The organism is Klebsiella planticola, from assembly GCF_000783935.2.
Taxonomy (GTDB): domain Bacteria; phylum Pseudomonadota; class Gammaproteobacteria; order Enterobacterales; family Enterobacteriaceae; genus Klebsiella; species Klebsiella planticola.
Genome location: NZ_CP026047.1, coordinates 378,599 through 401,188 on the forward strand (window position 1 = coordinate 378,599; position 22,590 = coordinate 401,188).

19 protein-coding genes are annotated in these 22,590 nt (G+C 58.6%); 3 read left to right on the forward strand and 16 right to left on the reverse strand.

What is annotated here, in order from left to right; genetic code table 11:
• Nucleotides 1-57: 57 nt before the first annotated feature.
• Complete coding sequence (pbpC, locus tag MC50_RS01750) at nucleotides 58-2,382, reverse strand: peptidoglycan glycosyltransferase PbpC (protein ID WP_047663377.1); 2,325 nt, start codon at nucleotides 2,380-2,382, stop codon at nucleotides 58-60.
• Nucleotides 2,383-7,332 carry an alpha-2-macroglobulin family protein gene (locus MC50_RS01755; RefSeq protein ID WP_047663378.1) on the reverse strand — a complete coding sequence of 1,650 codons (4,950 nt, stop codon included), beginning with the start codon at nucleotides 7,330-7,332 and terminating at the stop codon, nucleotides 2,383-2,385. It abuts the gene before it with no gap.
• Between the two features lie 211 nt (nucleotides 7,333-7,543).
• Here MC50_RS01755 and sseA point away from each other — a divergent pair, with 211 nt between their 5' ends.
• Nucleotides 7,544-8,392, forward strand: a complete 849-nt coding sequence (sseA, locus tag MC50_RS01760; RefSeq protein ID WP_032695554.1) for a 3-mercaptopyruvate sulfurtransferase — start codon at nucleotides 7,544-7,546, stop codon at nucleotides 8,390-8,392.
• 32 nt (nucleotides 8,393-8,424) lie between these two features.
• Here sseA and sseB read toward each other — a convergent pair whose 3' ends face one another.
• The 11 genes from sseB to trmJ form a co-directional block, all read right to left on the reverse strand.
• Complete coding sequence (gene sseB / locus MC50_RS01765) at nucleotides 8,425-9,201, reverse strand: enhanced serine sensitivity protein SseB (RefSeq protein ID WP_032686493.1); 777 nt, start codon at nucleotides 9,199-9,201, stop codon at nucleotides 8,425-8,427.
• Nucleotides 9,202-9,286: 85 nt separating this feature from the next.
• Complete coding sequence (gene pepB, locus MC50_RS01770) at nucleotides 9,287-10,573, reverse strand: aminopeptidase PepB (RefSeq protein WP_032686562.1); 1,287 nt, start codon at nucleotides 10,571-10,573, stop codon at nucleotides 9,287-9,289.
• 179 nt (nucleotides 10,574-10,752) lie between these two features.
• Nucleotides 10,753-10,953 (reverse strand): Fe-S cluster assembly protein IscX, encoded by a 201-nt coding sequence (gene iscX, locus MC50_RS01775; protein ID WP_004866369.1) that lies wholly within the window; start codon nucleotides 10,951-10,953, stop codon nucleotides 10,753-10,755.
• 1 nt (nucleotide 10,954) lies between these two features.
• Nucleotides 10,955-11,290 carry an ISC system 2Fe-2S type ferredoxin gene (gene fdx, locus MC50_RS01780; RefSeq protein ID WP_004866372.1) on the reverse strand — a complete coding sequence of 112 codons (336 nt, stop codon included), beginning with the start codon at nucleotides 11,288-11,290 and terminating at the stop codon, nucleotides 10,955-10,957.
• 1 nt (nucleotide 11,291) lies between these two features.
• Nucleotides 11,292-13,142, reverse strand: a complete 1,851-nt coding sequence (hscA, locus tag MC50_RS01785) for a Fe-S protein assembly chaperone HscA (protein WP_047663379.1) — start codon at nucleotides 13,140-13,142, stop codon at nucleotides 11,292-11,294.
• Between the two features lie 15 nt (nucleotides 13,143-13,157).
• On the reverse strand, nucleotides 13,158-13,673 hold the full coding sequence (gene hscB, locus MC50_RS01790; RefSeq protein ID WP_032686491.1) for a co-chaperone HscB: 516 nt from the start codon (nucleotides 13,671-13,673) through the stop codon (nucleotides 13,158-13,160).
• 193 nt (nucleotides 13,674-13,866) lie between these two features.
• Nucleotides 13,867-14,190 carry an iron-sulfur cluster assembly protein IscA gene (iscA, locus tag MC50_RS01795; RefSeq protein WP_004866380.1) on the reverse strand — a complete coding sequence of 108 codons (324 nt, stop codon included), beginning with the start codon at nucleotides 14,188-14,190 and terminating at the stop codon, nucleotides 13,867-13,869.
• A 15-nt stretch (nucleotides 14,191-14,205) separates the two neighbouring features.
• Nucleotides 14,206-14,592, reverse strand: a complete 387-nt coding sequence (iscU, locus tag MC50_RS01800; protein ID WP_004866383.1) for a Fe-S cluster assembly scaffold IscU — start codon at nucleotides 14,590-14,592, stop codon at nucleotides 14,206-14,208.
• Nucleotides 14,593-14,618: 26 nt separating this feature from the next.
• Nucleotides 14,619-15,833: a cysteine desulfurase gene (gene iscS / locus MC50_RS01805; RefSeq protein WP_047663380.1), complete on the reverse strand. Its 1,215-nt coding sequence runs from the start codon at nucleotides 15,831-15,833 to the stop codon at nucleotides 14,619-14,621.
• A 177-nt stretch (nucleotides 15,834-16,010) separates the two neighbouring features.
• Complete coding sequence (iscR, locus tag MC50_RS01810; protein ID WP_004866388.1) at nucleotides 16,011-16,502, reverse strand: Fe-S cluster assembly transcriptional regulator IscR; 492 nt, start codon at nucleotides 16,500-16,502, stop codon at nucleotides 16,011-16,013.
• A 235-nt stretch (nucleotides 16,503-16,737) separates the two neighbouring features.
• The gene (trmJ, locus tag MC50_RS01815) at nucleotides 16,738-17,472 is read right to left on the reverse strand and encodes a tRNA (cytosine(32)/uridine(32)-2'-O)-methyltransferase TrmJ (protein WP_032686489.1); all 735 of its coding nucleotides are present in this window, start codon (nucleotides 17,470-17,472) and stop codon (nucleotides 16,738-16,740) included.
• 120 nt (nucleotides 17,473-17,592) lie between these two features.
• Here trmJ and suhB point away from each other — a divergent pair, with 120 nt between their 5' ends.
• Nucleotides 17,593-18,396, forward strand: coding sequence for an inositol-1-monophosphatase (gene suhB, locus MC50_RS01820; protein ID WP_004866394.1), 804 nt, complete (start codon nucleotides 17,593-17,595; stop codon nucleotides 18,394-18,396).
• 39 nt (nucleotides 18,397-18,435) lie between these two features.
• Here the strand turns inward: suhB and MC50_RS01825 are convergent, their stop codons facing one another.
• Both MC50_RS01825 and MC50_RS01830 read right to left on the reverse strand, forming a co-directional pair.
• A complete protein-coding gene (locus MC50_RS01825; RefSeq protein WP_032695556.1) occupies nucleotides 18,436-19,416 on the reverse strand; it encodes a nickel/cobalt transporter in 981 nt (326 codons plus the stop codon).
• Nucleotides 19,407-20,045, reverse strand: a complete 639-nt coding sequence (locus MC50_RS01830; RefSeq protein ID WP_047663381.1) for a DUF1007 family protein — start codon at nucleotides 20,043-20,045, stop codon at nucleotides 19,407-19,409. The genes MC50_RS01825 and MC50_RS01830 overlap by 10 nt, the downstream gene beginning before the upstream one ends.
• A gap of 124 nt (nucleotides 20,046-20,169) precedes the next feature.
• Here MC50_RS01830 and csiE point away from each other — a divergent pair, with 124 nt between their 5' ends.
• Nucleotides 20,170-21,447: a stationary phase inducible protein CsiE gene (csiE, locus tag MC50_RS01835; RefSeq protein ID WP_047663382.1), complete on the forward strand. Its 1,278-nt coding sequence runs from the start codon at nucleotides 20,170-20,172 to the stop codon at nucleotides 21,445-21,447.
• Here the strand turns inward: csiE and MC50_RS01840 are convergent.
• Nucleotides 21,444-22,577 carry a 3-phenylpropionate MFS transporter gene (locus MC50_RS01840; RefSeq protein ID WP_032699023.1) on the reverse strand — a complete coding sequence of 378 codons (1,134 nt, stop codon included), beginning with the start codon at nucleotides 22,575-22,577 and terminating at the stop codon, nucleotides 21,444-21,446. The two genes, csiE and MC50_RS01840, sit on opposite strands and share 4 nt — an antisense overlap.
• Nucleotides 22,578-22,590 lie beyond the last annotated feature (13 nt).

The window sequence follows — 22,590 nt, forward strand, 5'->3', positions numbered from 1 at the left end:
TGTTAAAATAAGACGAGTTTTAGCAACACATAAAACAGGGGAATTGGGCATCTGCCGCTATTGCAGCGTAAAATTCGCCGTCACCACCTGGCCACTCTCGTCCATAACCACCAGTTGATAACGATCGGGTCGCGCCAGCGGAAGCGTCGCACTGGCGCCGCCGGCGGTCTGAGGCTCACCATTAAGAAACCACCAACGCCGCCCTTCGCCACCGGTTGTCTGCAACGCCAGCATGACCCGCGTCGTTCCCGGTAAACGTTTAATCACCGCCCCCTCGCGCACGCCCGACAGCACCAGCGGCGCCACGTCCGTCGCCTGCGGCGGCGGACAGTCCGGTGAAACCGCGCCTGAGCGGGCAGCCCGCCGCTCCGCAGGAGGCAGCCAGGGCTCCAGCGGCAGCGGCCAGACATCGACGACCTTCCGCACCGCGCCAGGGCAATCCGCCGCCACCCGCCGTCCCTGTTCATCTAACCAGACAGGGAAGCGAATACCTCGGCCCTCTTCCTGGCCCGGTAACAGCAGCGTAGGCGGCTGGCTGTCATCCAGCAGCCATGTCGCCAGTCGACGTCGACAGTTGCTATCGCCTGGCGCCAGGCTCTGCCCGCCAGGCCAGCAGATCGTTGCCGCGCTGACCGTCTGCGGACGCGGGTCGGTGGGCAGGCCGCCGCGCCCCATAGCCGGTCGCGCCAGCAGCATATTATTGACCTGATTCAGCAGAGGCACCGCGCTGGCGAAACCAAACTGCCCCACCACCGGGGTGCCATCCGGCCGTCCGGTCCAGATCCCGATCAGGTAGCGGGCATTGACGCCAACGGCCCAGGCATCGCGGTAGCCGTAGCTGGTCCCGGTTTTCCACGCCAGCGGAACCACCTGCACCAACGAAGCGTCCGGCACCGGCTGGGCTTCGCCAGCCAGAATTCGCCGGATTATCCATGCCGCGCCCGGCGACAACAGCGGTCTTTCCACCAGCGGGTCGTCCGGCGTCATCCGCAATCGCGCGACCTTGCCATGGCGGGCGAAGGCGCTATATCCGGCCACGATATCTTCCAGTTTTGTTCCCGTCCCGCCGAGGATCAGCGACAGGTTGGGTTCCGCACCGGCCGGTAATGTCAGCGGCAAACCGGCATTGCGTAGGGTGGCGGCGAAGCGCTTCGGCCCGTAGGCTTCAAGCACCTGAACCGCCGGAAGGTTCAGCGAGCGCACCAGCGCTTCGCTGGCGCTGACCGGCCCATGAAAACCGCTATCAAAATTTCCGGGACGGTAATCGCTAAAGCGGCGCGGCACATCCTGTAATAAAGATGCCGGATGAATCAGCCCGTCATCCAGCGCCATACCGTACACAAACGGTTTTAAGACCGAACCCGGCGAACGCAGCGCCGAGACCATATCGATATGCCCGAAGCGGCTATCGTCGGAAATATCCGCCGAACCGACCCAGCCCCGCACTTTCATATTGGTGTGGTCGACGACCACCATCGCCAGCGAACTGCGCGGCGGCAGGCGCGCCTTCCAGTTGAGCGCCAGGTCTTCCAGCTGACGCTGGAGCCCGGCATCCAGCGTCGTCACCACTTTCTCTTTACGGCTGCTCGCCAGTACCCGACGGGAAAACAGCGGGGCCAGCTGCGGCATCTGTCGTGGAAACAGCCATACCGGTTCTTCAATCGCCTCTTGTACCGCCTTATCGGACCAGACGCCCTGACTGCGCATCCGCGCCAGGACTTTATCGCGCGCGGCCTGAGCCCGCAGCGGCCAACGGTCCGGACGTAAACGACTCGGCGCCTGCGGCAGCACCGCCAGCAGGGCCGCTTCGCCATAGCTCAGCTGCGCGGGGGGTTTACCGAGATAGGCCCAGCTGGCAGCGCCAATCCCCTGCAGCGTCCCGCCAAAGGGGGCGCGGTTAAGATACAGCGTCAGGATCTCGCTTTTTGATAAATGCCATTCCAGCTGCAGCGCGCGCCAGAGCTGACGCAGCTTGCCGCCGAAGGTACGGGGATGGGGATCGAGCAGCCTCGCGACCTGCATGGTCAACGTGCTGCCACCGGAGACGACTCGCCCGGCGGTCAGGTCTTGCCAGGCCGCGCGAATAACCGCAAACGGGTTCACGCCCGGATGCCGCCAGAACCAGCGATCTTCATACTGGATCAGCGCCTGCAGATAGCGCGGTGACACATCATCGAGAGCGACCGGATAGCGCCAGACCCCCTGCTTATCCGCAAAGCGCCACAGCGGCGTGCCATCTTCCGCTACCACCACCCGGGCCGGAGCCACTTCATGCAGCGGTAACGGCCACAGACGATCGGCCGCCAACACCGCCAGCCATAGCATAACGACCAACGCCGCCAGCCAGCGCCATCGGCGTTTTACCTGTCGCAGCGGCCGCATTTACGGGGTAACAGTCAGCGGGCCGCTGGCCGTGCCGGTCGCCCGCCACTGCGGAATATACATCGACTCTACCTGCGGCTGCGGAACCTGATATGTTCCCGGCGTGACCGCGCGCGCCAGATACACCAGCGTCACCGGCTGCCCTTCGTTAATCGCCACGGCGGCGACGAAGCGATCGTCGCGGAACTCGATGTGCTGAATATCCGCCTGCTGCATCTGGTTAAGCAGGTTCTGTACCGAGTCGCCGTTCTCCTGCAGGCTGGCGCTGCTGTTCGCCAGGTTCTGGTTTTCCAGCTCGAGTCCCGCCGGTAGCAGGTCCACCACCAGCGCATCCGGAACGTTGCGTTTGGCGGTGACTTCCAGCTTCACCAGCACCAGCTCGCCGCTACGCAGCGAGGTCAGGGACTTCTGCTGACCGCGGGTATCAAAGATTTGGCGTTCAATGCCCAGTACGTTTCCCGTGGCCTGCGGCGCAGTGAGCGGGTATCCGCTGCTATCGAGACGCAACCAGAGCGGGCGATCGCCGGTGTTGCTGACCTGCAGGGTCGCCAGCTGTTCAGCGCTCAGAGTGCGGGTCTGCGCTTTATCCGCCGAGAGCGGCTGCGCCTGTAGCGACGTTTGCGCCTGCCAGCTGCCGGGTAAGTCCTGTAATGTCCGGCCGGCCAGGAACAGCGCATTGGTCTCCTGGGTTGAGAGCCAGCGCTGACCGTAGGCCTCTTCCGCAAGGTTGCTCAGTAAGGTGTTCTGCGCATCCGGCAGCAGTTGATTCTCCTCCAGCAGGGCCAGCTTCAGCGCATCATCGCGCAGCGCGCTGCCATAATCACCCAGCCAGCGGTCCGTATCCTGACGCGGCGTACTCATCGCCAGCGTCAACGCCTGCTCAGCGCGCGGCGCATCGCCCATCGCTTTGAGGGCGATCCCCAGCTGCAGCAGAGGCAGGCCAGAACGCGCCTGCTCATGACGGCTCCAGATTTCGCGAAGGGCGCCAAGGGGCGCTTTTTGCTGGCGGGCCAGCACCAGGGCGGCATAGGCCTGCGCGGCGAAACGGCTGGCCGCCGCGTCATCGCTGTAGCGAACGGTCATCAGTCCCGGTTCCTGCAGATAGCGCAGCAGACGCTGGTTACCGTTATTCATCGCCTGAGCCGGTACGCTATAGCCCTGCTCACCTGCTCTCACGAGGAAATCCATGGCATAGGCGGTCAGCCAGTACTCTTCCGGCCCCTCTTTGTCCCACAGAGCAAATCCGCCATCGTCACGCTGCATATGCAGCAGTCGGGAAATACCGATGTCCACCGCCGCACGGCGTTTTTCATCGCTGTCGCCGGCGATGCCCAATGCTTTGAGCTGCGCGGCGTTGGTGTAAAGCGACGGGAACAGACCGCTGGCGGTCTGTTCCAGGCAGCCATACGGATAGGCTTTCAGGTCGCGAATATAGCGGGCGAGATTCAACGGCGGCTTACCGCTGAACACCAGTTGCCCCTGCAGCGTCGCCGGTGAGAAGCCCTGCGTCTGCCCGGCTGGCACCTGCCAGCGTTCCCCCGGTTGCAGCACCGCGCCGCTATTCACGGTTTGCGCCGGGTAGGCCGGACGCACGCCAATTTTCCACTGTTTCTGCATCGGGGTGAAGGTCTCACCCGGCAGAGCCACGCCGGTAATCGTGGCGTTCACCTGACCATCGCCAAAACCATCGCGGGCGCTCACCGGGACAAACAGCGTACTGCGCGCGCCGGGCGCCAGCTGTAGCGGAGGAATGGCCGCGCCATCGAGCTGCAGCAAACCGCTGGCGCTCAGCGCCACGTTCAGCGTTTGCGGCCTGTCGGTGAGATTACGCAGATCCAGCGCCAGCCGGGTTGCATCGCCGCTGGCAAGGAAGCGCGGCGTATTCAGCTCGGCAATCACCGGCGCGGCCACCACCACTTTCTCGTCGCTGCTGCCAAAATCATCGGCGGTCCACGCCTGCGCCATCACCCTCAGCTCGCCGTTGAAATCGCCAATCGGCAGCGTCACAACCCCTTCACCACGCTCATCCAGGACCACCGGCTGCGCCTGTTGGGCAATAATCGTGACGTGGTTAACCGGCGGTTTACCTCCGCGTTTGAGTTCATCGCCGTCGCCGCCGAAACGCAGGCTGGCGAGACGCCCCTGCCCTTCAATCACCTGACCGTAGATATCATAAATATCCGCGCCGTAACGCTTCTGACCAAAGAAAGCCTTCCACGGATCCGGAGTGGCGTAATCGGTGATATTCAGCACGCCGCTGTCCACGGCGGAGAGCAGCACATTGACCTGTTTTGGTACTTCCCCCTGCGCCACGCTGGCTTTGATTTTCACCGTCAGCGGCTGATTCGGACGTATTTTTTCTGGTGCATCCAGCGCAAGCGTCAGGCGACGGTTTTCATCGCCCAGCGGCAGGTGCAGCAGACCCACCGCCCGTTTCGGCGTCGCCGAGCGAGATTTATCTCCGGGGCGAATCACCAGGGTGCTGAGGTAAAGATCGTGACGGTTCCAGGCTTTATCGACCGGAATCGATAGCGCCATGCCCTCCGCCGGGACGTCAATTTCCTGCCACCACAGCGGCCCTTCGCTGGATTCGACCATCGCATAGCCTTTCCCCGCCGCAGGCGCCGCGATGTGCAGTTTGATAGTGTCGCCCGGTTTATAGGCCGCTTTGTCCAGTTTCATGGTGACCCGATCCGGACGCGCAGCCCCTGTGCCATCACTGTTATCCTGCCAGCTGTAGCCCGCCCAGAAACGCACGCTGCTGATGACGTCATCGGGGCCTTTCACTTCCAGGCGGTAGGATCCCCACTCCACCGGGAAACTCACTTTCGCCGTTTGCCCGGCCTGCAGATCGAGAGATTGTTCGCCTTCCTGCAGATCTTTTTGATCGAACTGCGACTGCCAGCCTTCGCTGTCAGACCAGTTCCAGTAGTAGTCGCGGCGCTCGCGAATCAGCCGCACCTGTAGCCCAGAGACCGCTTTTTTCTCGCCTTTGGCATCGGCATAGACAATCTCAAACGCCGCGCTGCTGTTTTCTTCTACCACCGGCTGTTTCACCGTACTGTCGGTGCGGTAGTCGTAGACCTCTTTAAGGGCAAATTCAGGGCGGATCCCCGGCAGCGTATCGGCCGGCCAGATCGGCTGCTGTACGGTACGGGTAACCGGGCGGCCACCTGACTCCAGCAGGCTGGCCTGTAAAACCACCTGCAGCGGCGAATGGCTATCCTGCCACTGGCTGGCGGTAGTCACGTCGGCATGGCCTTTTTCATCCAGCGTCGTCTGGACTTCATCCAGGCTGCGGGAGAGGTTTTCTTCGGCAATATCACCAAACTGGAAGCCCGGCAGCGCCGTAACCGCATCGCGCAGCGGGCGCAGGAACAGTTTCCCCTGCAGCTGATTGCCGCTGGCCGGGGCGCCATACAGATAGGCGCCGGCAACGTTAAAGTGCACATCGGCATCCATGGCCAGCGGTCTATTTTGCGGCGTCAGATTCAGCGCCATACGCTCAGGCATAAAATCTTCAACGTGGAAATCCCACTCGCGCGGCTGATTGTCGCCGGTGCTGGCGCGGATATGCCACATACCGGTCGCCGCCCCACTATCAAGCGGCCAGGTAAACTGATACAGACCGTTGAGCGGTTTGCTGACCAGCGAGCGGATCACCTGACCGTCCGGCTGCACCACCTCGAACTTCACCGGCTGCTCGGCCAGCGGTTTGCCGTCGCCGTCACGGAGCAGCGCGTTAAGGATCACCGTTTCTCCCGGACGATAAAGATCGCGCGGACCAAACATAAAGAGCTGCTTGCTGAATCCCGGAGCGCCGGCAATCGAGAACTCGGCCAAATCCAGTGCGGGAAGTTTGAGATCCAGCAGGGTGGTCTGCCCGTCTTTTCGCGCCAGCAGCAGCGCCGCGTCTTTATCATCGTTTCGCAGGGTAACGTGCCCCTGGGCGTCGCTTTTCGCCTCGGCGAGGGTTTGCCCTTTCGTATTCAGCAACTGCACATCGATACCCGATTGCGCCGCACCGTCTTCGAGGCTCTGGGTAAAGACATCCAGCCGGTTGCGATAACGGTGCGCCGACACGCCGATATCGCTCAGCGTAAACAGCGTTGCGGCGTTGCTATAGCTGTAGCGTCCCGCCGGATTCATCACCGCTACGTAAACACCCGGCTGCTGCAACGGCTTAATATCCGCCAGCGGCAGCAGCAGTTTCTCCCGCGTGTTGCGCGCCGGATTGAGATCGAAACGCCCGGTATAGACCAGATCGGCCATTTTCAACAGCTCGTCAGACTCCCAGTTACTCAATGAGTTACGGTATTCCCATTGGCTGACGAAAGCCGACAGCGACTCCGGCTTGATACGGAAAAAGTTTACGTCGACGTTATCGACGTTCAGCGCCATCACCGGCAGCCCGGCGACCACTTTGCCCGGCAGCAGCGAACCGCGGCTGGCGAAGCCAATACTCGGGGCAATGTCGCGGGTCGCGATGGTTTTTTCAAAATGGGTGTCAAAGGTGGCGGCGTTCAGCGCGCTCAGCGTCGGGTCAACGGAGACAATCAGTTCGCGTTTCGGCTCAAGATGGCGCAAGCGTAGCTCTTTCAGATTCGGCGCCAGTTCCCATGCGCCGTCAACCTTGCCGCTTTTTTTGTCGACAAGATGCACGCTGCGGGAGAAATCCTGATCGGGATTAAGCGGCACAGAGAAGGTGAGCACCATCGCCGCCGCGCCGTCCAGCTGGATTTCCGAGGCATCAAGCAGCGTCAGCGCCTTGCCTTTGCTTTTTTCCGCCAGCGCCGCCAGTTGGGCGCTATCGAGCTTTGCCCCGCCTTTGTCTGCAGAGGAAGAGGCGGCCGGTGCGACGGCCTGCGGTTTACCGCTGTCATCACAGGCGGTCAGCGATAGTGCAGTCAGTAGCGCCAGAGACAATGCCGCTAAACGAAATGGTTTCATCCTTTAACCCCTCGGCCGAAAGACCGGATACCAACAGTGAACACAGTATTATGCGCCAACGACGGAATTACCAATAGCCACCATAATAGAATCTGGCTAAGCCTATTTTAAGGAACGTCGCGGCGTCGCAACTCCGGTGCTCTGAGCTTGTCAGCCGTCGGGAAAACGTCGACAATTCATTGAATGATGGATAATAAAACGGAGGCCCCCCATGTCCACCTCGTTTTTTGTCGCCGCCGACTGGCTGGCGGAACATATTGATGACCCGGAAATTCAGATTATCGATGCGCGAATGGCGCCGGCAGGTCAGGAAGCCCTGCGTGATATGGATGCGGAGTATCGCGCGGGTCATATTCCCAACGCCGTATTTTTCGATATCGAAGCCCTGTCGGATCACACCAGCCCGCTGCCGCATATGATGCCGCGCGCGGAGGCTTTTGCCGTGGCGATGCGCGAACTGGGGGTCAGCAGCGATAAACATCTGGTGGTTTACGATGAAGGCAATCTCTTCTCAGCCCCGCGCGCCTGGTGGATGCTGCGCACATTTGGCGTCGAAAATGTCTCGATTCTCGCCGGCGGCCTGGCCGGCTGGCAGCGCGATGAACTACCGCTTGAGCAGGGAGTTCCCGAGATTCCGGAAGGCGAATTTGACGGACGCTTCGATCCGGAAGTGATCAAACGGCTGACCGATGTGCTGCTGGTTAGCCATGAGGGATCGGCGCAGATCGTCGATGCGCGTCCGGCCGGGCGTTTTAATGGCCTGGTGGATGAGCCTCGTCCGGGGCTGCGTCGTGGCCATATTCCCGGCGCGCTCAACGTACCGTGGACCGATCTGGTGATTAACGGCGAACTGAAAACCGTTGATGAGCTGAATGAGATTTTCATTCGCCAGGGCGTGGATTTCGAGCGACCGATTATCGCCAGCTGCGGCTCCGGCGTCACGGCGGCGGTGGTGGTGCTGGCGCTGACGACGCTGGGCGTCAACGGCGTCTGCCTGTATGACGGCTCGTGGAGCGAATGGGGCGCACGTAGCGACCTGCCGATCGAACCGGCGCAATAAGAACAACAGCGGGGGCCTCGGCCCCCGCGGCTTTAGATAATGCGGTTCTGTTTGAAATCGCGCAGGAAACTGCCCCAGCGCTTTTCATAGAATGGCGTGATATGGGCCATCATAAAATGACTGATCCCCTTTTCACCTTCAACCACCTGACAGATATCAATCGGCTCATCACCCGGTAACGTATCGGTCGCCACGCTGCCTGCCGCCTGGATCACCTCTTCGATATCGCCTTCTGCTTCAATCCCGATCAGCAGGTTTGCCGGCGCATCAGCGCTATCTTTAATTGAGCACAGAAACGCCCGTCTGACGGTCTTCATCGTTTTAAACAGCGTCGTCAGCGAATCAATCATCTGCGCCGGTGGCTCGGCGACTTCAGACAACAACAAAGATTCGCCGCCTTCGAGCACGGTTTGGGTGCTGAGCGGGCTGCCCTCTTCCCCCAGCAGATGGCGGATCTCATTGGGCATAAACTCTTTACCGGTTGCCAGCTTCGCATTGAGGAACAGCGTTTCGCCGAGCGTCATCGCAAACAGCGTCCGGGCCGGCATCACCACAAACGATTGTTCATCTTCCACCGCCTGCTGCAGCGCTTCCAGAGAAGTGAAAAACGGTATCACCGAGGCGCCATCGTCTTTCTCCCAGTGCTGCAGATCGACGGCGCTCTCTTCGACAATCTGTTCGCCTTCCGCCGCCGCCCCCGGAACCCACACGGTGGATTCCAGCAGCGTACGGAAAAATGCGGGGCGGTGGCCCGGCTCGGTCGCCGCCTTTTCCAGCAGAGTTTCTAATTCATTTTTAGTTTCGGACATAGTTTGGCTACTTCACAATTGCCCGCTTGCGCGGGCCTACGGGTTCTGTAGGCCGGGTAAGCGTAGCGCCACCCGGCAAAAAAGATTACTCAGCCGTCAGCAGGTTCGCTATGGTACGTACGCCGAGGCCGGTGGCGCCGGCAGACCACTGCTCAACCGCCGCTTTGCGGTAGGTCGCCGAGCAGTCGATGTGCAGCCAGCCCTGATGATAATTTTCAACGAAATGCGACAGGAAACCGGCTGCGGTGCTGGCGCCAGCCGGATAGGCTGCGCTGCCGGTGTTGTTCAGCTCGGCGAAGTTAGACGGCAATTGACCACGGTGGAACTCGGCCAGCGGCAGGCGCCAGAAGGCTTCATTTTCCGCCTGCGCGCTCGCCAGCAGACGGTTAGCCAGCGGGTCATCAAAGCTGAACAGCGCGTGGTAGTCATTACCGAGCGCGGTTTTCGCCGCCCCGGTCAGGGTCGCGGCATCGATGATCAGCTCAGGTTTCTGCGCCGAGGCATCAATCAGACCATCCGCCAGCACCAGACGGCCTTCAGCGTCGGTGTTCATGATTTCCACGGTCTTGCCATTGCGGTAGCGAATGATGTCGCCCAGTTTAAAGGCGTTACCGCTGATCAGGTTGTCCGCACAGCACAGATACAGCTTCACGCGTTTGTTCAGGCCGCGGGTAATCGCGAACGCCAGCGCGCCGGTAACCGTTGCCGCGCCGCCCATATCGGACTTCATCGAATCCATAAACGCGCTTTGTTTGATGCTGTAGCCGCCGGAATCGAAAGTGATCCCTTTGCCGACCAGGCAGGCATACACCGGGGCTTCTTTATCACCGGTTGGGTTGTAATCCAGCGCCAGCAGTACCGGCGGACGCTCGGAGCCGCGGCCAACGGTATGCAGGCCAAGGTAGCCCTGCTCGCGCAGGTCTTCACCTTTCGTGATACGGTAAGTCACGTTGTCGCAGGCGACGCTGCACAGCAGATCGACGGCGCGCTGAGCCAGCTGTTCCGGACCGAGCTCTTCCGCCGGCGCGTTAATGGTATCCCGCACCCAGTCAATAATCGTCAGGCGATTGTCCAGCTCGCTTTTCTGCACGTCGTCCAGCGCCGGCCATTCCACCTTGCGGCTGCCTTTCGGCCCTTTGTAGCCGGCCCAGAATGCCCACGCGCGGTCGGTATCCCAGCCTTCGCCGCTCAGCGCAACGTGTTTGATCCCCATCCCGTCGACTTTACGCGCCGCCCGCTGAATCAAACCGAGATCGTCTTTACCGTTCAGATGCAGGGTGATGCCGTCATTATTAATGCTGTAAGCCGCTTTTTCTCCCCAGCGCGCGTCAGCGGGTTGGGTCGTCAGCGTAATCCTCATGGCTTCGGTCATTTTATCTTTATCCTTATTTGGCAAAAGGGCCGCCAAAAGGCAGCCCATATTATTTTTCCGATGTTTCACGCTGCAGGAGAAGGCGGTCAGCCGCTCATTCGCCGGGCCCACAGATGACTGTGCGGCGGGAGTGAGCAAACATGACCCACGCATCTGCAGCGTGAAGCATGTTGCGGAAATTATTCTGCTTCATCTAACCAGACTAGCAGAATCGCCTCCAGAATTTTTTCATTGGATGCGGTCGGATTGTCATCAAAATCTTCCAGCTCGCAAATCCACTGATGCATATCGGTGAAGCGAACGGTTTTCGGGTCGAGATCCGGGAAGGCGTCATACAGCGCTTCGCCAATTTCACGACTATCGGTCCATTTCAGTCCCATATTAATGCTCGCGTGCGTGGTTGATAGTATAACGCGGGATCTCGACGACCAGATCATCGTGGGTCACGCGCGCCTGGCAGCTCAGACGGCTGTCGGGCTCCAGCCCCCAGGCCTTATCCAGCATATCATCTTCATCTTCGGTACTTTCGGCCAGCGAGTCAAAACCTTCACGCACGATGCAGTGGCAGGTGGTGCAGGCACAGGATTTTTCGCAGGCGTGTTCAATCTCAATGCCGCTACGCAGAGCAGCATCCAGAATGGTCTCACCGATCTCAGCTTCCACAACTACGCCATCCGGGCACAGGTCCTGATGGGGCAGAAAAACAATCTTTGGCATATTAAACCTCGTCCACGGATTGGCCTTTCAGCGCAGTACGGACCGACTGGTCCATGCGGCGTGCGGCAAATTCTTGGGTTTGTGTGTCTGTATTTTTAATCGCATCTTTAATCGCGTCGGCGTCATCGCCTGCGGCAACCGCACGCAGCTGCGCCGTTGCTTCATCGATAGCCTGACGTTCTGCGGCGCTTAGCAGCGCGGCATCGGCGGCCAGCGCACTTTCCAGGCTCTCAAGAACGCGCGCGGCTTCCACTTTTTGCTCGGCCAGCATACGCGCCTTGATATCCTGTTCGGCGTGACTCATCGAATCTTTAATCATGGTGGCGATTTCGCCGTCGGTCAGACCGTAGGAGGGCTTGACCTGAATGGAGGCTTCGACGCCGGTCGATTTCTCCATCGCGGTCACGCTCAACAGGCCATCGGCGTCCACCTGGAAGGTGACGCGAATGTGCGCCCCGCCCGCCGGTAACGCCGGAATACCACGCAGCGCAAAACGCGCCAGCGAACGGCAGTCCTGCACCAGTTCGCGCTCACCCTGCATGACGTGGATAGACATCGCCGTCTGACCATCTTTAAAGGTGGTGAACTCCTGCGCACGCGCCACCGGAATCGTGGTGTTGCGCGGAATCACTTTCTCCACCAGGCCGCCCATCGTCTCCAGCCCTAAAGAGAGCGGAATAACGTCGAGCAACAGAAGTTCGCTATCGGGTTTGTTGCCCACCAGGATATCGGCCTGAATCGCGGCGCCAATGGCCACCACTTTGTCCGGATCGATAGTGGTCAGCGGCGTGCGGCCAAAGAACTCACCGACGCGCTCACGAACCAGCGGCACGCGGGTTGAACCGCCGACCATGACCACTTCCAGTACCTCTTCCGCCGCCACGCCCGCATCTTTCAGCGCGCGACGGCAGGCTAACAGCGTGCGTTTCACCAGCGGCGCAATCAGCTCGTTAAACTGCTCACGGGTAATAGCGCCTTGCCAGCCGCCGACGTTAACGCTGACGGAATCGGCATCGCTGAGGGCAATTTTCGCCGCGATGGCCGCATCCAGGAGTTCACGCTGCAGGCGGTTGTCGCTACGATCGCTCAGCCCGGCCAGTTCACGGAGATAATCCGCCAGCAGATGGTCAAAGTCATCGCCGCCCAGCGCGGAATCCCCGCCGGTGGCCAGCACTTCAAATACGCCGCGGCTTAAGCGCAGCACCGAAATATCAAAGGTGCCGCCGCCGAGATCGTAAACCGCGATCACCCCTTCCTGACCGGAGTCCAGGCCGTAGGCAATGGCCGCAGCGGTCGGTTCGTTCAACAGGCGCAATACGTGCAGACCGGCCAGACGCGCGGCGTCTTTGGTGCCCTGGCGCTGAGCATCGTCAAAATAGGCCGGGACGGTAATCACTACGCCGTCGAGTTCGCCGGACAGCGCTTCCGTTGCCCGGGCGGCCAGCGCTTTCAGGATGTCGGCGGAGACGCGAACCGGGTTGAGCAGACCGCCGGTGGTCTGAATCATCGGCAGACCATTTTCGCTGGCCTGCAGTTGGTAAGGCAGATGGGGATAACGAGTCTGGATATCGGCCAGCGAGCGCCCCATCATCCGTTTCACGGAACTGATGGTATTAACCGGGTCGAGGGCCGCATTGTGTCGGGCATCGTAACCGACGCTCAGGCCAGATTCATGGTAGTTCACCACGGAAGGCAGCAGGTAGCGCCCCTGATGGTCGGGCAGAGTTTCGGCCTGACCGCTACGCACGGTAGCGACCAGAGAATTGGTGGTGCCCAGGTCAATACCCGCCGCCAGACGACGCTGGTGCGGCGCGGCACTCAGACCAGGCTCACTAATTTGTAATAAGGCCATAATTGCTTCCGAAAATTAAAAATCGAGCAGCTTTTCTTCGAGTTGTTCTGCAACGCTCTGAAGTTTATCGAGAAAACGCAGTTTACGCACGGTATCCGCCGCCGCGTCCCACGTCTCGCTATTTAATTGTTCGACAACCTGCTGATGACGAACGTCGTACATCCCCTTCACGCGTTTGATAAATGCCGCCAGACGTTCTTCATCCTGCGATTTTTCAATCTCATCCAGCTCTTCACGCAGCTCCAGCTGTTCCATCAGAAAGGCGGTATCGCGCACGGTGTGCTGTTCGCTGGCTAAGTCATAGCCATGGAGCGAAAGGAGATATTCGGCGCGGGTCAGCGGATGACGGAGCGTTTGCCACGCCTGATTGATCGTTGCGGATTGCTGCACGGAGGCGAGCTGTTCGGCCGCGCTCGCGCTGGCGAACTTGTCGGGATGATACTGGCGCTGCAAATCCTGGTACCGGACAGCCAGCTGTTCTTGCGAAAGGGTATAACTGACCGGTAACCCGAAGAGGGTGAAATAGTCCATAGTAACCTCAGGGTTAACGAGATAAAGCAAACCCCACTCACGATTCACCGCGGTGGGGTCCTCTACCCGTGCACATCGGGCCGCCTCTGCGTGGGCTGTCGTCGCTTACCCGCTGGGCCGACTGCTGTCAGCCTCCGGGATTCACGCGTTTACCGCCCTGATGCGGCCGGAAATACGTCGGATAGTGTCGGGATTATACGTTAAAGCTTTCGCCGCAACCGCACTCATCTTTCACATTCGGGTTGGTGAATTTAAACCCTTCGTTCAGGCCTTCTTTGACGAAGTCCAGCTGAGTGCCGTCGAGGAACTGCAGGCTTTTGCCGTCGATCACTACCTTGACGCCTTTATCTTCAAACACGGTGTCTTCTGCCGCCGGCTCGTCAACAAATTCCAGCACGTAGGCCATACCTGAGCAGCCGGAAGTGCGGACACCTAAGCGCAGACCGAAGCCTTTGCCACGGTTGGCCAGGAAGGAATTAACTCGCGACGCTGCGCTGTCGCTAAGAGTAATCGACATACAATAACCTCTTAATTATTTCGCTTCACGTTTGCTTTTATAATCCGCAATCGCGGCTTTAATCGCGTCTTCCGCCAGGATGGAGCAGTGAATTTTCACCGGCGGCAGTTCCAGCTCATCGGCGATATCGGTGTTCTTGATAGCCTGAGCTTCGTCCAGAGATTTCCCTTTCACCCATTCGGTAACCAGGGAGCTGGAGGCGATAGCAGAACCGCAACCATAGGTCTTGAAGCGCGCGTCTTCAATGATACCTTCATTGTTGACTTTAATCTGCAACTTCATCACGTCGCCGCACGCCGGTGCGCCAACCATGCCGCTGCCGACGCTGTCGTCGCTGTTGTCAAAAGAGCCGACGTTGCGCGGATTCTCGTAATGATCGATAACTTTTTCGCTGTATGCCATGATGAATTCTCCTTATACCCTACCGATTAATGATGTGACCATTCGATGCTGTTCAGATCTACGCCCTGTTTGAACATATCCCACAGCGGAGAAAGGTCGCGCAGACGGCCGATGGATTTACGAACCAGATCAATGGTGTAGTCAATCTCTTCTTCGGTAGTGAAGCGACCTAAAGAGAAACGGATAGAACTGTGTGCCAGTTCGTCAGTCATGCCCAGTGCGCGAAGCACATAGGACGGCTCAAGGCTTGCGGAGGTGCAAGCAGAACCGGAGGAAACGGCCAGGTCTTTCAGCGCCATAATCAGCGACTCGCCTTCAACATAGTTGAAGCTGACGTTGAGAATGTTCGGTGCGCCCTGCTCGAGGTCACCGTTGAGGTAAACCTCTTCCATATCTTTTACGCCGTCCCACAGACGGTTACGCAGACCGCGCAGACGCGCCATCTCGGTTTCCATCTCTTCTTTCGCGATACGGTAAGCTTCACCCATACCGACGATCTGGTGGACTGGCAGAGTACCGGAACGCATGCCGCGCTCGTGACCGCCGCCGTGCATCTGCGCTTCAATGCGGATACGCGGTTTGCGACGAACGTACAGTGCGCCAATACCTTTAGGACCATAAATTTTGTGACCCGAGAAGGACATCAGGTCAACTTTCAGCTGGCTCAGATCGATAGGCAGTTTGCCCACGCTCTGGGTGGCGTCAACGTGGTAGATGATACCACGCGCGCGGCACAGTTCGCCGATGGTGGCGATATCCTGCACAACGCCGATTTCGTTGTTCACGTGCATGATGGAGACCAGGATGGTGTCGTCACGCATCGCGGCTTCCAGTTCTTTCAGATCGATAATCCCGTTGCGCTGCGGCGCCAGGTAGGTGACGTCGAAACCTTCACGCTCCAGCTGGCGACAGGTATCCAGAACCGCTTTATGCTCGGTTTTGCTGGTGATAATGTGCTTGCCTTTTTTCTGATAAAAGTTGGCTGCACCTTTAATCGCCAGGTTGTCGGATTCCGTTGCACCGGAGGTAAAGACGATTTCACGCGGATCGGCACCGACCAGTTCAGCAATCTGATTCCGGGCGATATCTACCGCCTCTTCAGCCTGCCAACCGAAACGGTGTGAACGAGAGGCCGGGTTACCAAAGGTCCCGTCCAGGGTCAGGAACTGCATCATTTTCTCGGCAACACGCGGGTCCACCGGCGTTGTTGCGGAGTAATCGAGGTAAATCGGTAATTTCATTGCTCTTTAACTCCGTACATCACTCAATGCAAGGAACCAGGCAACCGGCTTGATGTACGACCGGGGACACGGGATGTCGCAACACCCCGGCCTGATTCTGAAATCTCTTTTTTATCGTTTTTACTCTGACTATTTCAGCCTGCCGCAGCGGAGCCGCAAGCTGAAACAAGACGAGTATTATGCACGCAGCTTGACGTCAATTGCGTCCTGAGTGCGGGTATTGCGCTGGGATTCATGGCTATGCTGACGACCTGAAACATCGAGGATTTCCTGGTTATTCACCAGTTCACCCAGGGTGATATTGTTCAGGAAGCCGGTCAGACGTTCGCTCAGGTCGCGCCACAGCGCGTGGGTCAGGCATTTATCGCCGCCCTGGCAGCCGCCTTTACCCTGACAGCGGGTCGCGTCAACCGATTCGTCTACTGCGCTGATCACTTCGCCTACGGCGATGCTGCCAGCTTCTTTACCTAACAAATAACCGCCGCCTGGGCCACGAACGCTGGATACCAGACCATTTTTACGCAGGCGGGAAAACAGCTGTTCCAGATAGGACAGCGAGATTCCCTGACGTTCAGAAATATCAGCCAACGGAACCGGGCCCGATTCAGAGTTGAGCGCAACGTCCAGCATCGCGGTCACAGCATAACGCCCTTTAGATGTCAGTCTCATGTCTTACTTAACCTCAAACTCGCCCCTGCCCGGGCTTTTTATTAATATGGGTATTGCATAGCAGGGCCAAGTCTGACATTCCCGAGTAATTTGGTCAACTATTTACTTGACTGTTTTAGTCAGGTATTTAACCATCCGTGCGGTCTGTATTTGCCCGGCGGCGCTACGCTTGCGCGGGCCTGTGGCAATGCAGGCCAGGTAAGCCAGAGCCGCCCCCGTCAAGGGATGCAGGCGCTTACTTCTCTTTCTTTAACTGATCGATAGACGCCAGCATACCACGCAGGATATTCAGCTCCTGGCTTTCCGGACGCGCGCGGGTAAACAGACGGCGCAGTTTGTTCATCACCTGTCCCGGGTGGCTGGCGCGAATAAAACCGGTAGCAAGCAGGGTTTGCTCGAGGTGGCCATAGAAACGTTCTAAATCATCAACCAGCGGATACGGCGTCTCTTCGTGCTCTGCTGCCGGTTCGTCCTGTTCCTGGGTGGCCAGCCACGCCATACGTACTTCGTAGGCGATAACCTGCACCGCCATTGCCAGGTTCAGCGAGCTGTATTCCGGGTTTGCGGCAATAGCCACGTGATAGTGACATTTCTGCAGTTCATCGTTGGTCAGCCCAACGCGTTCGCGGCCAAAGACCAGTGCGACCGGCGCATGCTGCCCTTCCGCCACGCTCTTCAGACCGCACTCGCGCGGGTCAAGCATCGGCCACGGCAGAGTACGTGAACGGGCACTGGTCCCCACCACCAGGCTGCAGCCGGCCAGGGCTTCATCCAGGGTATCAACGATCTGCGCGTTACCAATCACATCACTGGCGCCAGCGGCCAGCGCGATAGCCTGAGAGTCAGGTTTAACCAGCGGATTAACCAGCCACAGGTTGGTTAATCCCATGGTTTTCATTGCCCGGGCGACGGAGCCCATGTTTCCGGTATGTGATGTTTCTACCAGTACAATTCGAATATTTTGTAGCATTATGGTTCTTCGGCTAAAGATTATTCACGCATGCTATCATAAAACGGAGACATAGGCAGATTTCACTGTTACTATGTGCGCCGTTTTTTCCCGTTCTTTAACATCCAGTGAGAGAGACCGATGCATCCGATGCTGAACATCGCCGTGCGCGCAGCGCGCAAGGCGGGTAATTTAATTGCCAAGCACTACGAAACCCCAGACTCCGTAGAAACGAGCCAGAAAGGCAGCAATGATTTTGTGACCAACGTCGATAAAGCAGCTGAAGCGCTGATTATTGAAACCATTCGCAAATCTTACCCGCAGCACACCATTATCACCGAAGAAAGCGGTGAACACGCAGGTGAAGATCAGGATGTTCAATGGGTTATCGATCCACTGGATGGCACCACCAACTTCGTCAAACGTCTGCCGCACTTCTCCGTTTCCATCGCCGTACGCATCAAAGGCCGTACTGAAGTCGCGGTGGTTTACGATCCAATGCGTAACGAACTGTTCACGGCTACCCGTGGTCAGGGCGCACAGCTGAACGGTTACCGTCTGCGCGGTAGCAACGCTCGCGACCTGGATGGCACGATTCTGGCGACCGGCTTCCCGTTCAAAGCAAAACAGCACGCGACGGCGTACATGAATATTCTCGGTAAGCTGTTTACCGAGTGTGCTGATTTCCGCCGCACCGGTTCTGCTGCTCTGGATCTGGCTTACGTGGCCGCAGGCCGCGTTGACGGTTATTTTGAAATCGCGCTGAAACCATGGGATTTTGCGGCAGGCGAGCTGATTGCTCGTGAAGCAGGCGCGCTGGTCTGCGATTTCACCGGCGGCCACAACTACATGCATACCGGCAACATCGTTGCCGGTAATCCGCGTGTCGTTAAAGCTATGCTGGCGAATATGCGTGACGAACTGAGTGAAGCGCTGAAGCGTTAATCATTCTCCCCTCCCCCGGTTCACGGGGGAGGGGATTCTTCAAAATGGTCGTAAGCCCCCACCAACAGGCGCCGCACTGCTCCACATCACCAGCGCCGCAACCAATAAAATCACACCGCCCGCCAATGCCAGCGTCGCCCAACCAACGTGTTGCCACAGCGGTGGCGTCTTATTGCCGCTGAGCTTAACGGCCAGCTGCCGGAAACCATGAACCAGCAGCGCCAGCGCGCTAATGGTCAACGACGTGCCTGCCGCCATCGCCAGCGCCGCCGCCATTCCCCAGTTAAATACGCCAATCACTTTACTAAACAGCAGGACCATAATCGCCCCGGAACAGGGTCGCATCCCCATCGAGAGGATAATGACCAGCCGCGCGCGCCAGTCATCGCCGCCCTGTAGCTGTTCCGGTGCGGGCATATGCTGATGTCCGCATCCGCACTGCGCATGATGAACGTGGTGCGGCGTAAATGCGATAAACGTCGGTCGTCGCAGTACCGAGCGTAGCTTTTTTACCGCCCGCCAGCACAACAGCAGGCCCAGCGCCCCCACCAGCAGATAGCTGCCTTTCTCCAGCCAGAAGCTGCTGAGGTGCAGCTGTCTGGCCGGTAGCTGCAGGAGGGTTAACACCACCACGACCAGCGCAATCGCCACTACGCCCTGCAGGAGCGAGGCCGCCAGGGTCAGCATGATACTGGATTTAAGTTTTGCCGGATGTGTTGCCAGCCAGGTGGTAATCACGATCTTGCCATGCCCAGGCCCCAGGGCGTGCAGCACACCGTAGATAAAACTGAACGCCAGCAGCGATAATCCCGCCGCTGAGGGGTTGTCCGCAACCGCTTTCAGCAGACGGCTGAGCTCAAGATTCAACGCCCGCTGCCAGACGGCGCTTTGCAGTAAAACCTGCGGCCAGGCCTGCCACAGCCAGATCCCCGCCGCGGTTGCCAGCAGCAAAAAAAGCGCCAGCGGCCACATCTGGCGCAGACGCGAAGTGCGTGCGGTGTGAGAGAAAATTACGGACATGTCAGCGTCACCTTCTGCGCAAAGTAGGTTCCCAGCGCCATATCTTCCGGCGGCGCGTCGGCTTTATCGAGGGACTGGGCAAAAGCCGCCATTTTTTCATTCGGTTCCGGCGTGACCACCTTAACCTTGCACGTCGTGCTCAAGGCGGCGGGCAACGTGACATCGCTCGCGTTGTCATAGTGCATATCGACATAATAGGTCGGGTCAAATGTCGATAACGTCAGCGTTTGTCCGGCCAGCGGCTGAGGCTTTGCCAGCGGCAGGGTAAACGTCAGCACCGCCTGGTGCCCCTCGCGTTCGAGACCATAGCCATCAGGTCGATTATCAAACTTCACCCGCTGGCCGTTATGCCATAGCTCGCTGAAATAATGCTGGCCGAGCACATTGGCCATCACTTCCGCCGCCAGTTTTTTCCACACCTCATCCCCTGGCTTTGCTTTCCCCGCATCGTAGAGCAAGTCTGCCGAAGTGATTTCATCCATCGTCCAGCGCATTTTAAAACCGGTGAGCAGCCCGTTGTCCGCCACGACTTCCGTTTTCAGGCTAATGAAGCTATGCGGTTGCGCTAGCACACTAAATGATAAAACCATGAAAAATGCCGCACTGGTGCATTGTTTCACTCTCTTCATCCGATCCTCACGTGAAAAATTCTGTGAACTTAGCCAGCAATCCTGACGTAAAGGCGCCGAACTGCCCTGATCTCCATTCATCCATTAGCTATTCTTAGCAAAAACCCTAACTGGAACTCACCAGATGATGACCGTCATTGAACCACCATCTGCGCTTTCCAGTCCACAGCGCCGTAGCCAGGTACTGCTGATGTTTTATCTGCCCGGGCAACCGGTGACGCCAGAACGGCTTAGCCACATCAACCAGGTTGATGAGTCAACGGCCCGGCAGGATATCGCAGAGACCGCACGCGAAATTCAGCGTTACCACCGACTGACCCTTTCGTCACAGGTGGACGGCAGCTACCGGATTGAAGGTGCTGTCATCGATCAACGTCTGTGTCTGCTGCACGGTCTGCGGCGGGCATTACGTCTATGCCCGCATTTTATCGCCCACCATTTTACGCCGGCATTAAAAACGCAGCTTAAACTACAGGGCATTGCGCGGACGCTGTATGACGACACCAACCTGCAGGCGCTGGTCAACCGCTGCTCGCGGATGCTCAACCGGCAGTTTGACTGTCGCGATGTTCATTTCCTGCGTCTGTATCTGCAATATTGCCTGCTGCAGCATCATCTTGGACTCACCCCGGATTTTACCTATGAGCAGCAGCGCTGGACGCAACAAGCGGTGGAGTTCACTCTCGCCCAGGAGATCGTTCGCCACTGGCAACGCCGGGTCGCCAGCACGCCGCACGCGGGCGAACAGCTGTTCCTGACGCTGCTCTTTATGTTGTTGAAAACGCCCGATCCCATCCGCGACGGCCATCACCAGGATCGGCGGCTACACCTGGCAATCGACCGCTTGATTCATCGTTTCCAGGATCTGGCAGGCCGGCCGTTCAGTGATGACCAGGGACTTAGCGATCAGCTTTATATTCATTTGTCGCAGGCGCTCAACCGCAGCGTTTTCGCTATCGGTATTGATAACGCGCTGCCGGAAGAGATTAGCCGTCTCTACCCGCGGCTGATGCGCACGACCCAGGCCGCGCTCAGCGAGTTTGAAGCGACGTACGAGATTACGTTTAATCAGGAAGAGGTGGGACTGATCGCGGTGATTTTTGGCGCATGGCTGATGCAGAAAAGCGATCTGCATGAAAAGCAGGTCGTGCTGCTCACCCATGATAATCCCGTTCTTGAACAGGCGCTTGAACTCCAGCTGCGCGAACTGACGCTGCTGCCGCTGAATATCAAATATCAAAGCGTGCAGGCTTTTGAGAAGGAAGGCGCGCCCAAAGGCGTGACGCTGGTCGTCACACCTTACGCCACCGCGTTACCGCTGTTTTCACCGCCGCTGTTTCACACTGAAGAGATGTTCAGCGATCACCAGCGGCAGCATATTTGCAAAATGCTGGAGGATTAGGCAACCGCTTTTGGCCGCAGCACCAGCGCCGGGAGGGCCACCAGCGCCATCACCCAGAAGACCCCCTGATGCAGGTGCTGATAGAGGAAGCCAGCGAAAACCGTCATGACCGCAATGCTGCCGCCCATCGCCACGGCAGAATAGACCGCCTGCAGGCGTATCACTTCGCTGCCCTGGCGCGCGGAGATATAGCGCATCGCCGCCAGGTGGCAGACCGTAAAGGTGCCGCAGTGCAAAATCTGCGTGACGATAAGCCACGGAAGAGCCGTGGTCGCGCCCATCAGCGTCCAGCGAATCAGACCGCACACTGCCGAAAGCAGCAGCAGCTCCCGGGCACTGAAGCGACTGAATACTTTTTTACTCAGTGCAAAGATAACCACTTCCGCCACCACGCCCAATGACCATAAATAGCCCACGGCAGAGGCAGAGTAACCGGCTTCCTGCCAGTAAATCGCGCTGAAGCCGTAGTAGGCGGCATGCGCCCCCTGAAGCAGACAGACGCAGGCGAGAAAACGCCAGCTTTGTCGTATCAGCGACAGCCAGGCCGCCACCCCCGCCGCTTCCTGATGACGAGACTCCCCTTGCGGCATCACCGAGGGTTTCAGCAGCATCCCCAGCAGCATAGAAGCAACGCCGAGGCTGAGCAGCAGCAGAATCGCCCGATAGTCAAACAGGCTGACCAGCTTACCGGTAAGCGCCGAACCGATAACAAACGCCACCGACCCCCACAGACGCACGCGCCCGTAGTCCATGGTTATCTGTTTTTGCCAGGTGTTGGCCAACGCATCGGTCAACGGCACCAGCGGAGAGAAAAAGAGGTTGAACCCCACGATCACCACCGCCAGCCAGGCTACGTGGTTCCCGGCCCAAAAGGCCAGGGCAAACAAGAGCACCAGTAACGCGAGGATCCGCAGGGCGGAAATCAGCCGGGAGGGATCGCTGACCCGCGGCGCGATAAGCAGGCTTCCCAGGAAACGGGCCACCAGCCCGGCGCCCAACAGCATGCCGATGGTTTCCGGCGTTAAGCCTGTTCCCGCCAGCCAGACGCTCCAGAAAGGCAAGAAAATACCGTAGCTGAAAAAATAGGTGAAGTAACTAAGCGCCAACCAGCGCGTGGAGTGCAAGACCATGATTCCCTCCCGA